General features: G+C 52.6%; 8 protein-coding genes. 6 read left to right on the top strand and 2 right to left on the bottom strand.

Features of this window, described 5'->3' with window-relative positions:
- Window positions 1-150 precede the first annotated feature (150 nt).
- The 6 genes from LGT44_RS18625 to LGT44_RS18650 all read left to right on the top strand — a co-directional run bounded on the left by LGT44_RS18625 (window position 151) and on the right by LGT44_RS18650 (window position 10,006).
- Window positions 151-2,478, top strand: coding sequence for an ABC transporter substrate-binding protein (locus LGT44_RS18625; RefSeq protein WP_230331938.1), 2,328 nt, complete (start codon window positions 151-153; stop codon window positions 2,476-2,478).
- A gap of 1 nt (window position 2,479) precedes the next feature.
- Window positions 2,480-3,457 carry an ABC transporter permease gene (locus tag LGT44_RS18630; RefSeq protein ID WP_145468995.1) on the top strand — a complete coding sequence of 326 codons (978 nt, stop codon included), beginning with the start codon at window positions 2,480-2,482 and terminating at the stop codon, window positions 3,455-3,457.
- A gap of 1 nt (window position 3,458) precedes the next feature.
- Window positions 3,459-4,877 (top strand): ABC transporter permease, encoded by a 1,419-nt coding sequence (locus LGT44_RS18635; protein ID WP_230331939.1) that lies wholly within the window; start codon window positions 3,459-3,461, stop codon window positions 4,875-4,877.
- Between the two features lie 10 nt (window positions 4,878-4,887).
- Window positions 4,888-6,498 (top strand): ABC transporter ATP-binding protein, encoded by a 1,611-nt coding sequence (locus LGT44_RS18640; protein WP_328296360.1) that lies wholly within the window; start codon window positions 4,888-4,890, stop codon window positions 6,496-6,498.
- A 110-nt stretch (window positions 6,499-6,608) separates the two neighbouring features.
- Window positions 6,609-7,703 carry an iron-sulfur cluster carrier protein ApbC gene (gene apbC, locus LGT44_RS18645; protein ID WP_230331941.1) on the top strand — a complete coding sequence of 365 codons (1,095 nt, stop codon included), beginning with the start codon at window positions 6,609-6,611 and terminating at the stop codon, window positions 7,701-7,703.
- 260 nt (window positions 7,704-7,963) lie between these two features.
- On the top strand, window positions 7,964-10,006 hold the full coding sequence (locus LGT44_RS18650; protein WP_230331942.1) for an NADPH-dependent 2,4-dienoyl-CoA reductase: 2,043 nt from the start codon (window positions 7,964-7,966) through the stop codon (window positions 10,004-10,006).
- Between the two features lie 144 nt (window positions 10,007-10,150).
- Here the strand turns inward: LGT44_RS18650 and LGT44_RS18655 are convergent, their stop codons facing one another.
- Both LGT44_RS18655 and LGT44_RS18660 read right to left on the bottom strand, forming a co-directional pair.
- A complete protein-coding gene (locus LGT44_RS18655) occupies window positions 10,151-10,669 on the bottom strand; it encodes a discoidin domain-containing protein (protein WP_230331943.1) in 519 nt (172 codons plus the stop codon).
- 165 nt (window positions 10,670-10,834) lie between these two features.
- Window positions 10,835-13,276: a sensor histidine kinase gene (locus tag LGT44_RS18660; protein WP_230331944.1), complete on the bottom strand. Its 2,442-nt coding sequence runs from the start codon at window positions 13,274-13,276 to the stop codon at window positions 10,835-10,837.
- Between the last annotated feature and the right edge of the window lie 3 nt (window positions 13,277-13,279).

Consider the following 13,279-nt stretch of genomic DNA (forward strand, 5'->3'; position numbering starts at 1 on the left):
CAGTCTGCCTCTGAGGTGGTGGGGCAGGCAAACACAATAATAAATCTCTGCATCGGACTGGCGTTGTGCCAGCTGCTCTCAGGTCGCCTTCGCTGTAAGAGGGAGCCGCAGTGAGGGGCTGACTGCCGGAGTTGTAATGGATAGCTGCTGATGAACACTGTTGTTTTGGGGAAGATGCGCCGCTGCGGCGGGTTTACTGGTCGTCTGCAGACTGGTTTGCAAAAGTCTGGCTGGCTGAAGGCTGTAAGCGCAGTTACCGGGCGCTTTGGCGGCGCAGGGCTATGGCTGGCAGGCGCGCTGTTACTGGCGGGGTGCAGCGATCAGGCCTGGAATAATCCTCATCCGGAATCCGAAGCCAGTGCCAATATTCTCTATTCCAGTTTTTCCGAACGTCCCAAATACCTTGATCCGGCCCGCTCTTACAGCACCGATGAATCGCGCTTTATTGATCAGATTTATGAGCCACCTCTGGCTTACGACTACCTTAAACGCCCTTACGAGCTGATCCCCAATACCCTGACGGCGATGCCGGATATCCATTACAGCGATGCCGATGGCAATGAGGTGGATGCCGACAGCGCCGCCGTTGCTTTTTCTACCTATCACTTCCGGTTACAGCCGGGTATCCGCTATCAGCCGCATCCGGCCTTTGCCCTGAACGATAAGGGTGAATCGCTTTATCTGTTTGCTTCGGCCGCCGAATCAGAGCAATACCGCAGTCTGGACGATTTTATCGAGCAGGGCAGCCGTGAACTGGTGGCCGAGGATTATGTGTATCAGGTTAAACGCCTGGCCGACCCTAAACTGCTGTCGCCGGTACGCGCACTGCTCAGCGATTATATTGTCGGCATGACGGAGTTCAGCCAGATTGCGAGTGATACGCGTAAAGCACTGGAAGAAAAAGCAGGCAAGCAGGCCTGGCTGGATTTACGCCAACTCAGCATGGCCGGTGTTGAGGCTCAGGGGCGTTATGATTTTACTATCCGCTTAAAAGGCAAATATCCGCAGTTTAAATACTGGCTGGCCTTTCACTTTTTTGCGCCCATTCCCTGGGAAGTCGATCGTTTTTACCATCAGCCGGGACTGGCCGAACGTAATATTGTGCTGAACTGGCATCCGGTTGGCAGTGGTCCTTTTATGATGACGCGCAATAACCCCAACGAAGTCATTATTCTGGAAAAGAATCCGAATTACCGCGCCGATTATTATCCTGTTGAAGGTTCGCCTGAGGATGTTGCGGCTGGCTTATTGGATGATGCCGGAAAGCAATTGCCATTACTGGATAAAGTGGTTTACCGGCTGGAAAAAGAAGCCATCCCGCTGTGGACCAAATTTATGCAGGGTTATTACGACCGCTCCGGTATCGCCAGTGACAGTTTTGACCAGGCGATCCGGGTCAGCAGTGATGGTATTGGTCTGAGTCCGGAGATGACGGAGAAAGGCGTAACCCTGGAAAAGGAAGTGGTGCTGGGCAGTTATTATCTTGCCTTTAATATGCTCGACCCGGTGGTCGGCGATAAAGGGGATGCCAAAAGCCGCGAACGTGCACGCAAGCTGCGTCAGGCAATCGCCATTGCTTACGATCAGCAGGAAATGATTTCGATTTTTGCCAACGGCCGTGGCGAAGTGGCGATGAGCCCGATACCGCCGGGTATTTTCGGCTATCAGAGTGGCGAAGAGGGTATTAACCCCTATGTATTCGACTGGGTAGATGGCAAGCCACAGCGTAAATCGCTGGACGAAGCCAAACGCCTGCTGGCGGAGGCCGGTTACCCGGATGGCCGTCATGAAAAAACCGGTGAGCCTCTGGTGCTGAATCTGGATACCACCACCGGTGGTGGCGGTGGTAGCGCCATGCAGAACTGGATGATCAAACAATTCAAAAAGCTGAATATCCAGCTCAATATCCGTGGTACCGATTACAACCGCTTTAAAGAAAAAATGCAGACCGGTAATGCCCAGTTATTCCAGTGGGGCTGGCTGGCTGATTATCCGGATGCCGAAAACTTCCTGTTTTTACAGTACGGCAATAACGGTCAGGTGATCAGCGGCGGCAGTGGGGTAAATTCCACTAATTACAATAATGCCGAATACAACCGCCTGTTTGACCAGATGCAGCTGATGGAAGATTCGCCGCAGCGCATGGAGATTATCCGCCGCATGATTGCCATTCTGCAGCGTGATGCGGTGTGGGCATCCGGCTGGCATCCGCATTCCTATGTGCTGAATAACCATTGGGTTCGCAATGTTAAGGCTCATGGCATCAGCAAGAGTGTACTTAAATATTTTGCCGTGGATGTTGAACAGCGCAGTCAGGCACAGGCGGCCTGGAATGCACCGGTGTTATGGCCTATTTTTGTCGTCGCCGGAATTCTGCTGGTTACGTTGCTGCCGGGTTACCGTGCCTTCCGCCGTCGCCAGCAGCGTCGTATTCAAACGGCGCTGACAAATACTACATCTGCAGAACAGGAGGGCTGACATGCTGGCTTATATTATCCGTCGTTTGCTGTACGCGCTGCCTATTCTGTTGGGGGTTAACCTGCTGACCTTTGCCCTGTTCTTTATGGTGAATACACCGGATCAGATGGCACGGGTGCAACTGGGTGATAAACACGTATCGGCGGAAGCCATAGAGCAATGGAAAGCGCAGCGCGGTTATGACAAACCCTTATTTATCAACACCGCTGAAAACAGCGAAGGGCTGCTGACCGATACCATCTTCTTTGAAAAGTCAGCGCGTCTGTTTGTGTTTGATTTCGGTAAATCCGATGAAGGGCGGGTGATCGGGGCAGATATCAGTGAACGTATGTGGCCCAGTCTGGCCGTGGCCTTGCCGACCTTTATTATCGGCATCAGCGTCAATATTGTATTCGCGCTGTTTGTGGTGATGTTCCGTGCCAGTGTGTTTGATACCGCAGCCATGGTGCTGTGCGTGGTACTGCTGTCGATATCCGGGGTGTTTTATATTCTTGCCGGGCAGTATTTCTTTGCCAAACTCTGGCACCTGGTACCGATCTCTGGTTATCTGGGCGGCACCGATGCCATCCGTTTTCTGATATTGCCGGTGATTATCGGCGTGGTCGCCGGTATTGGTGGTGGTACGCGGTTGTACCGCACCTTATTTCTGGAAGAAGCCAATAAAGATTATGTGCGCACTGCGCGCGCCAAAGGCGTGTCGGAAACCGCGGTATTGTTCCGCCATATTCTGCCTAACGGCCTGATCCCGATTCTGACCAGTGTGGTGGTGGTGATACCGTCATTATTTATGGGCAGCCTGCTGATTGAATCGTTCTTTGGCATCCCTGGTCTTGGCAGTTACACCCTGGACGCCATTCAGGCGCAGGATTTTGCCATCGTGCGCAGCATGGTGTTTCTTGGTTCCGTACTCTATATCCTCGGTCTGATTCTGACGGATATTTCTTACACCCTGGTTGATCCACGGGTAAGGCTGTCCTGATATGAATGAATTAGTGTCTGTTATGAATGAATTAATGAGCATTAAGCCCGTCGTGTTATGGAGCGATGTGCTTATTTATATTCTGGTGGTCAGTCTCGGACTGTTTTTTTACCAGTTAAGTAAAAACCCTCTGGCGCGTCAGCGCTGGCGTACGGTGTTTCACTCCCGTGCCGGTGTCGCCTCGTTTATTGTTATTCTGTTTTATTTGCTGATTGCTCTGCTGGATTCCCTGCATTACCGCGCACCTCTGGAAAAAACCGAAGGCAGCGATGAAGTGCATTACAGTCAGGAAGTACACAGCCTGCTGGATGTTGTGCTGACCGAACTGCGTAATAAAGACGAAAAAACTTATTCGGCACCTTTCGCAATTTATTCTTTCGCCAAAGAAAACATGCAAACCGACGATGGTGTTGTGTATCGCGATTTTCCGCGCTTAGCGAATGCCGGGCAGCATCTTGAAAGTGCGGCTGAGCATGGCATGGATATCTTTGTTCGTTCAATGAAAGCATTGCTGGTAGCGGCGTTTATCAGTGCGGTGATTATTGGTTTGCATATCGCCTGGCGTAAGCGCCAGCACTCACTGCAATCTGGGTTGGCCGGTGTCCGGACCTTACCCTGGGGAACCATTTATCTGACATTATCTGTGTTGGTACTTTCTTGTTGCTGGGTGCTGGAACTGAGTAAGGTATATCACATTCTGGGGACCGATAAGGTCGGTCAGGATGTTCTGTACTGGAGTATTAAAGCCATCCGCACCGGGGTGTTAATTGGCACTCTGGCAACGCTGCTGACTCTGCCGCTGGCGATTGTGCTGGGTATCAGTGCTGGTTACTTCAAAGGCTGGGTTGATGACGTGGTGCAGTATATTTACACCACGCTGAGTTCTATTCCGGGCATTCTGTTAATTGCGGCATCGGTGCTGCTGATTGATGTGTATATCGAAACTCATCCGGAGCAGTTTAATCTGGTGGCTGTGCGGGCCGATTTTAAATTCCTGGCGCTGTGTTTTATTTTAGGTATGACCAGCTGGACCGGCTTGTGCCGTTTATTGCGCGCGGAAACGTTAAAAGTCAGCCAGCTCGATTATGTGCAGGCCGCTCATGCCTTTGGGGTTGGTCATAACCGCATTATTTTCCGCCATATTCTGCCCAACATTACCCATATTATTCTGATTGCTCTGGTGCTGGATTTCAGTGTCTTTGTGCTGGCCGAAGCGGTGTTGTCTTATATCGGCGTTGGCGTTGATCCGTCGATGGCCAGTTGGGGCAATATGATTAACGAAGCGCGTTCTGAGTTATCCCGTGATCCGGTGGTGTGGTGGTCGGTAGCGGCGGCCTTTGTGCTGATGTTTGTACTGGTGCTGGCGGCGAATTTATTCTCCGACCGCGTCCGTGATGCTTTCGATCCACGGTCGGCCTGAGGAGAAAATGATGGAATTATTACAGGTCGAGAACCTCAGTATCGAATTATTACCGGGTAAATATCAGCAGGCGGGACGCTTGCTGGTAAAACCGGTGAGTTTCAGTATTCGCGCCGGAGAAATACTGGCCTTGGTAGGCGAGAGTGGTTCGGGTAAATCGCTGACCTCGCTGGCGTTAATGCGCCTGCTGCCGGAAGCGCTGGCCATTCGCAGTGGTCGGGTGCAACTGGCCGGAACCGATGTGTTTGATCTGACTGAAGCGCAGATGAACTCGGTGCGCGGGCGTATGGCCGCTATGGTATTTCAGGAGCCGCAAAGCTCGTTAAATCCGGTGCAGACTATTGAACAGCAGATTGGCGAAGTGCTGCGTCTGCATAAAGGGTTAAGCGGTGCCGCGCTGCGCGAAAAAATCATCAGTCTGTTGCACGAGGTCGGTATTAACGATGCCGAACAACGCCTGGGCTGGTATCCGCATCAGTTGTCCGGCGGGCAGAAGCAGCGTGTGGTGATCGCCATTGCACTGGCCTGCGAGCCTCAATTACTGATTGCCGATGAACCGACCACCGCACTGGATGTCACCATCCAGAAACAGATTCTGGAGTTGCTCAACGAATTACGCCGCAAACGCCAGCTGGCGGTGCTGTTGATTACCCACGATATGGGCGTGGTGGCACAGATGGCCGATCGTGTGGCGGTGATGCGCTATGGCGAAATTGTTGAACAGGCCGCTGCCCGCGAATTTTTTGCCGCGCCAAAACATGAATACAGCCGTGCGCTGATTCACTCATTACCCGATCGCCGCCATTTTTTATCTGCTCCGGCGCAAAGTGAGCCTTTGCTGCAGTTAAAGGATGTGCGTGTCTGGTTTGCCCAGCGTAAAGGTATTTTGCAGCGGGTGGTTGGCCATACCAAAGCCGTGGATGGCATCAGCCTGAGTATTGGCCGGGGTGAAACGCTGGCTTTGGTGGGGGAGAGTGGTTCGGGTAAATCGACCGCCGGGCGCGCTATTTTGAGTCTGGAACCGCTGGCCGGTGGTGAGCTGTATTTTGCTGGTGAACGCATTGATCAGCTCAGCCAGCGTCAGTTTTTACCGTTGCGTAAACGCATTCAGGTGATTTTTCAGGACCCGTTTTCATCGATGAATCCGCGTATGAATGTGCGCGATATTCTGGCCGAAGGCATGATCGCTTTAAAGGTTGAGCCGGATGCGGAAAAACGCGAACAACGCCTGCAGGTATTGCTGCAGCGGGTCGGGCTGGAAGTCGCGCACCTTGATCGCTTTCCTCATGAGTTTTCCGGCGGCCAACGCCAGCGTCTGGCGATTGCCCGTGCCATTGCGGTGGAGCCCGAACTGATTATTTGTGATGAGCCAACCAGCGCGCTGGATGTTTCTATTCGTGGTCAGGTGTTGCAGCTGTTGCAGGAATTGCAGCAGGAAATGGGCTTGTCGTATCTGTTTATTACCCACGACCTGTCGATTATTCCGCATCTGGCGCACCGGGTAGCGGTGATGAAAGACGGCGTGATCGTTGAGCAGGGCGATACCGAGCAGATAATGACCGCACCACAGCACGATTACACCCGCAGCCTGCTGGCCTCGGTACCAGTCAGCCCGGTTTAGTGGTGCCAACGCAGTATTGAATAACCCGACACTCTGGCGGTGGTAATTCTGCCGCCGGGGCGTAAAATCCTGCCATTCTTTGTTGTCGCCCTTTTGTGCAGGAGTGTCTTGTGTCACAGATTTCCCGTTCTCAGGTTGAGGCCGCTCTGGCCGGTTATACCGATCCTTATCTGGAATCCGATCTGCTCAGCGCCGGTTGCGTGCGTGATATACGTATTGATGGCGGCCGGGTTGAGGTGGGTATTCATCTTGATTACCCATCTGAATTTCTCAAAGGCGGCATCGCGCAGATGCTGCAAACGGCGCTGGAAAATATAGATGGCTGCAGCGCTGCGGCGGTTAATATCAGCTGGTCGGTGGCGGAAAACAAAAGCCAGAACAGCGTTGAAGCCATTGCCCAGGTCAAAAATATTGTTGCGGTGGCGTCCGGCAAAGGCGGGGTGGGTAAATCCACCACTGCGGTTAACCTGGCCATTGCGCTGGCCAAAGACGGCGCCAAAGTCGGCCTGCTGGATGCCGATATCTACGGCCCGAGTCAGGGCATTATGCTGGGGGTCGAAGACGGCACCCGCCCGGAAACCATCGACAACAAATGGTTTGTACCTGTTGAAGCTCATGGTCTGAAAAGCATGTCGATGGCGTATCTGGTTACCGAAAGCACGCCGATGGTCTGGCGCGGGCCGATGGTCGCCGGGGCGCTGATGCAGATCCTGACTCAGACCCAGTGGGGCGAGCTGGATTATCTGATTATTGATATGCCGCCGGGCACCGGTGATATTCAGCTGACCCTGAGCCAGAAATTCCCGGTATCCGGTGCTGTGATTGTTACCACGCCGCAGGATATTGCCCTGGCTGACGCCAAAAAAGGCGTGGAAATGTTCCGCAAAGTGAATATTCCGGTACTGGGCATGATTGAAAATATGAGCATGCATATCTGTTCGCAGTGTGGCCATGCGGAACATATTTTTGGTGAAGACGGTGCCGAGCGTCTGGCGGAAACCTACAACACGACGGTACTGGGTTCGCTACCGTTATCCAAATATATCCGCGAGCAGTCCGATGCCGGTACACCGGTGGTGGCCGCGGATGATTGCTCGGAAGTCTCTATGATGTATCGCCATGCTTCACGCCGTCTGGCGGTGGCACTGGCGCGTCAGGCCGCTGCGGCGCAGGCGATGCCATCCATTGAGATTGCTGACGAGTGATTGTAGGCGGGTAGCTTGCAGACGAGCAGGCTGCTTGCTTAAGAGCCCGGCTTCCGCAGTCTGGCTTCTGAGTCCGGCTCTCGGTGCCTGGCTCACGGTCTTTGGTGTTAAGAATGATCATTCATATGCTATGTTTGGTCATTTACCTGTCAGTAAAGCCGGGTAAACTGGTTCGCCATAAAGCAATACAGGATGCCGGCTTGTCTGGCAGCCGATGATAATAACCTGTGCCAACACAACCGATTTGTGAGAAAGCAACCATGAGCAAGTACTCCCATATTCTGCAGCCACTGGATCTTGGCTTCACCACTCTGAAAAACCGCGTGATGATGGGTTCCATGCACACGGGCCTGGAAGATCGTCCGTGGCACTTTGGTGAGCTGGCAGAATACTTCGCCGAGCGTGCCCGTGGTGGTGTTGGCCTGCTGGTAACCGGTGGTTTCTCTCCGAACCGTGCCGGTGACCTGTTGCCGTTTGGCTCCAAAATGATGAGCAGCTGGCAGGTGCCTTTCCACAAAAAAGTAACCAATGCCGTGCATGAAAACGGTTCCAAAATTCTGCTGCAGATTCTGCACGCCGGCCGTTACGGTTACACCCCGCTGAACGTTGCGCCTTCTGCGATTAAGTCGCCGATTACACCGTTCAAGCCAAAAGAACTGACCAGCAAACAGATTTATAAAACCATCGACCAGTATGCCCGTGCCGCCAAACTGGCACAGAAAGCCGGTTACGATGGTGTTGAGGTGATGGGTTCTGAAGGTTATTTCATCACCCAGATGATCAACAAACGCACCAACCAGCGCAGCGACGAATGGGGCGGTTCTTACGAAAACCGTATCCGTTTCCCGCTGGAAGTCATCCGCAAAATGCGTGCGACTGTAGGCGAAGAATTCATCATCATGTTCCGCCTGTCGATGCTGGATCTGGTGGAAGAAGCGTCCGATATGGAAGAAGTTATCCATCTGGCGAAAGAGCTGGAAAAAGCCGGTGTCACCATCATTAACACCGGTATCGGCTGGCACGAAGCCCGTGTTCCGACCATCGTAACCTCTGTTCCGCGTGCAGCGTTCGCCGATGTGACTGCCAAGGTAAAAGCGCAGGTGAATATTCCGGTGGTGGCTTCTAACCGTATTAATATGCCGGAAACGGCTGAAGATATTATCGCCAATGGCAAAGCCGATATGGTGTCGATGGCGCGTCCGTTACTGGCCGACCCGTACTGGGTGAAAAAGGTTGAAGAAGACCGCGCTGACGAAATCAACACCTGTATCGCCTGTAACCAGGCTTGTCTGGATCACACGTTCGAAAACAAGCGTGCATCTTGCTTAGTCAACCCGCGTGCCTGTAACGAAACCAAACTGGTGTACATCCCGGTTAAACAGGCGAAGAAAGTAGCCGTTGTTGGTGCTGGTCCTGCGGGTCTGGCCTGTGCCGTTACGGCCGCTGAGCGTGGCCATGCGGTCACTCTGTTTGAAGGACGTGGCGAAATCGGTGGTCAGTTCAACTACGCCTCGAAAATTCCGGGCAAGGAAGAATTTAAAGAAACTATCCGCTACTTCACCGCCATGATCAAAAAATACAATATTGATCTGAAGCTGAACCACATCGTAACGGCCGATGAATTAAAATCCGGTGGTTTTGACGAAGTGGTGATCGCCTCTGGTGTTGCACCGCGTATGCCGAACATTCCGGGTATCGACAGTCCGAAAGTGGTGTCTTATCAGGAAGTGCTGGATAAAGAACTGCAACTGGGTAAAAGCGTTGCCGTTATGGGTGCCGGTGGTATCGGTTTCGATATCAGCGAATACCTGACCCACGAAGGTGAATCCACCACGCTGAATAAAGACGCCTGGATGAAAGAGTGGGGCGTGGACGAAAGCAACAGCACCCGCGGTGGTCTGAAAAAAGCCGAAATTCACCCATCACCACGCAAAGTGTACATGATGCAGCGTAAGGCTTCGTCACTGGGTAAAGGCCTGAATAAAACCACCGGTTGGGTACACCGCGCTGTGATGAAAATGAAAGGCGTGGAAATGATTGGCGGTGTGTCTTACGACAAGATCGACGAGCAGGGCCTGCACATCACCATCACCAAAGGTGAAGAAAGCAGCCAGCGCGTACTCGACGTTGATAATATCGTGATCTGTGCCGGTCAGGTATCGGTTAACGAACTGCACGAAACCCTGAAAGCCGACGAAAGCAAAGCCTTTGGTCTGCATTTAGTGGGTGGTGCTGAGTTTGCCGGTGAACTGGACGCCAAGCGTGCCATCAAACTGGCCAGCGAACTGGCGGCCAACCTGTAATATCGGGTAGTTTGCAGTAAATAAAAAAAAACGCCGCTTTATGCGGCGTTTTTTATGGTTGCGGTTTATCAGCGCAGCTATAAGCACATGGCCGGATAATACTGATTTACCCTGGTGGCGTTACTCTGCTTTTATTCTGGCTTTTTATTTGGTGGCTAAAGCTTCCAGCTCTATAAAATCATAAGCTTTGCCATTCTGCGAAGTAATACGGATATACCGGGTATCGCGCTCGGCCATAGTGCAGCTCATGGTTGTAGTCGTTACAGTTTGGCTGGTGCAGGTAATGCCGCCGCTGAATACGCTCAGGTTGGAGGCAGTGTAGCTACTGCCATTGGCGGACAGCTCGATCAGAATGTCAGGACTGCTGCCAATTGCAGCACTTGCTGCCTGACGGGTCAGTTTAATGCTTTTAATTTTTTCTACGCTGCCAAAATCGACCACGATTTTTTGACCCGATGCGCTGGTCCAGCTGGTATTGCTGTTGCCATCGATCAGTTTTTTGGCATCGCTGCTGTTATGGCTGCTACTGGCGCTGGCTCCGCGAGAGAGCAGGGCAACATTAGTATCGGCTTTTAGTCCGGGGATAGCGCTGTCACTACTGCTTCCACCACAGGCGCTGAGAAGACATACCGATGCAGCGATAAGAGAGAGTGCTGGTTTCATAATACTGCCTGTCGTAAAGAGGAATGGTTACTGATTATAAAGTTCTGCTGATTTTTCGATCAATAATTAAGCGGTTGTCTGATGTAGAAAGGCGGAGAATGTCTATAAAAAAACCGGGTCTTTGCCCGGTTTTTATTCTGTAAATCAGATTCTATAAATCAGGTTCTATGCACCGCTGTCATTATGTTCCGCCGGCAGTGGAAAACGCACCACCAGATAAAACCCTTCGGCGTCGTCCGGCCAGTCGATATGGCCATGCAGCAGTTCGGTGAGCAGATTATACGTCTGGTACAGACCCAGACCTTTGCTGCGTGCTGAAGAGCGCTGGGTGGTATAGAACGGCATAAAGATGGCTTCACGCTGCTCGGCGTCGATGCCTTTACCATTATCCTGATAATGCAGCTCCAGATGTTCACCACGTTCGCGTAAATCAACGCTGATCTGCAGTTTGCCTTCGGCTTCCTGTTCCCGGTTGTGCACGCAGGAGTTATCAACCAGCTGATTGAGAATAATGTCGAGGGCTTCCGGGTAGGTTTGCCATTCGGTCAGATAGCTGTGAATACCGGTACGCAGTTTTACCTGCGGATGTTGCTGGCTGTTGGTATTACGCCATTGTTCGAGCCATGGGCGCAGCTCGATGATTTCGCTGGCGTACTGGTTTTCCAGTACCACAGCGTTTTTCATCAGTTGGTTAAGGCTGTTGAGGCGCTCAATACCATCGTGAATATGCACCAGCCCCTGCTGCAGTTGTTGCTGGGCTTCGTCGGCACTCCAGTCATCGTGGTGCTCGGTTAAGAAGCTTTCGGCCAGACGGATATTGCCCAATGGCGTATTCATTTCGTGGGCAATGCCCATCACCAGCTGGCGCAGTGCGAGGGTCTTTTCTTTTTGCAGGTGCATCAGCTCCTGCTCCTGCTGATACTGTTCGGTGACGTTCTGGCCGGAGCCAATCCAGGCGGCACGTTCGCCCGGTGCGCGTTTGCGGATGGTCAGTGACACCATCAGGCGTTCACCGGTCAGGGGCTGAATAATGGCAACAACAAAAGCCTGTACACGTCCGCTGTCGCGCAGTTTGCGCCACAGGGCCCGGCGCTGTGAGGCTTCGGCGATCAGGCTGTCAAAGCTCGGGTTGTCATTGCTGAAATGATTCTGCTCGCTGTAACCCAGCATGGTGCGCCAGGCCGGGTTGGTTTTGAGGAAAAACCCTTCTTCGTCGAGCTGGAATTTTCCGGTCAGTGAGTTCTGATACAGGTCTTCGTAGTCGCGCAGATACTGAATGGCATCTTCCTGGCTTTTCAGCATCGCTTTACGCGCCGCCAGCTGATCTTTCTGCAGACGCATAATACGCTCACCCAGCGCCAGCGACAGCAGAATGACTTCCATAAAGGAGCCGATCTGATAGGCGTACAGAGTAAAGGTATTGGTCGGAATCAGGCCCAGGCTGCGGGCATTGGCCAGAATCAGTCCGGTTATCAGCATGATCCAGGCAATGGTGAAGAAGCGTGCGGCTGATTCGCCGCCAATCCAGACACGGATGCTGACAATAAGAGCCGATGCGGTTATCAGCATGCTGAGAAGATTGTTAATCGGCACCATTACTTCGTAATGCAGCAGCGGAATCATCAGCAGGGTGACGAGCGTGATCGCGGTGTATACACGGAACAACCGGTAGGCTGCCGGGCTGTGTTGCTTCAGGCGTAAAAAATTGGGCACAAAGAAACACAGAATCAGCTGATTCACAGAGAACGCCAGCAGAAACGCGCTGTTATTAATCATCGGCAGTTCTGGCCAGAAGAACTGGAAGGCTGAACCTTCATAAGTCATATGAAATAACAGGAACGACAGCACAAACGCCGAGTAATAGAAGTAACTGCGCTCGCGGGTAGCGAAGAAAATAAACAGGTTATAAAGGCCCATTACCAGCATGGTGGCGTAGTAGCCGCCACGCAGGATGTTATTCATCAGCAGTTCGTTATGCAGCGTCTGACTGTCGACCAGACTGGCCGGTAACTGATAAGTGCCGTGGGTTTCAACGCGCAGCAACAGCAGGTAGTCGTGTCCCTTGTCGGTCGGCAGGTGAATAATGGTGTTCGGGTGCGATACATCGCGGTTTATGTCGAACGGCTGTAAATCACCGGCCTGTTTGTGTACACATTCACTGCTGTTGTTGTAGGGGCGCGGGCACAGGTACATATCGACCTGATCAAGCAGTGAATAGCGGTTCCACAGGTACCAGTCATCCAGGCTGCCGGTGCTGAGCGAAGTGCGCAACCAGAAGGCTGAATCGCTGAAGCCAAAATTCAGACTGTCGGATTTACTGTTCTGCCAGCTGTCCGTCAGCATGGCGGCATCGGGCGTCAGGCTGCGATGCGGATCTTCCAGCCACTGACTGTGGCGGCCGATGCTGAAATCGCCCGGCATATTCAGGTTTAAGACCGGCGGTAACAGCGGCAGGCTAGCGGAAGTTTTGTCGTTTGGCGTGTGCGGTACGGGATCCGACGCCAGAGCACTGCTGTGCTGGGTAAAAGAAAATAACAGCAGCATAAACATCACCGGCAGCGACCGGAGCAGCGGCTGAGGGAATAACGCGCGACTGGCTATAGCCATGGA

Source organism: Thalassolituus alkanivorans (assembly GCF_020447205.1).
Classification (GTDB): domain Bacteria; phylum Pseudomonadota; class Gammaproteobacteria; order Pseudomonadales; family Oceanobacteraceae; genus Venatoribacter; species Venatoribacter alkanivorans.

Excerpts from the sequence above, each read along its gene's own strand:
- LGT44_RS18625 (WP_230331938.1), top strand. The coding sequence starts at position 151 with ATGAACACTGTTGTTTTGGGGAAGATGCGCCGCTGCGGCGGGTTTACT.
- LGT44_RS18630 (WP_145468995.1), top strand. The coding sequence starts at position 2,480 with ATGCTGGCTTATATTATCCGTCGTTTGCTGTACGCGCTGCCTATTCTG.
- LGT44_RS18635 (WP_230331939.1), top strand. The coding sequence starts at position 3,459 with ATGAATGAATTAGTGTCTGTTATGAATGAATTAATGAGCATTAAGCCC.
- LGT44_RS18640 (WP_328296360.1), top strand. The coding sequence starts at position 4,888 with ATGGAATTATTACAGGTCGAGAACCTCAGTATCGAATTATTACCGGGT.
- LGT44_RS18650 (WP_230331942.1), top strand. The coding sequence starts at position 7,964 with ATGAGCAAGTACTCCCATATTCTGCAGCCACTGGATCTTGGCTTCACC.
- LGT44_RS18655 (WP_230331943.1), bottom strand. The coding sequence starts at position 10,669 with ATGAAACCAGCACTCTCTCTTATCGCTGCATCGGTATGTCTTCTCAGC.
- LGT44_RS18660 (WP_230331944.1), bottom strand. The coding sequence starts at position 13,276 with ATGGCTATAGCCAGTCGCGCGTTATTCCCTCAGCCGCTGCTCCGGTCG.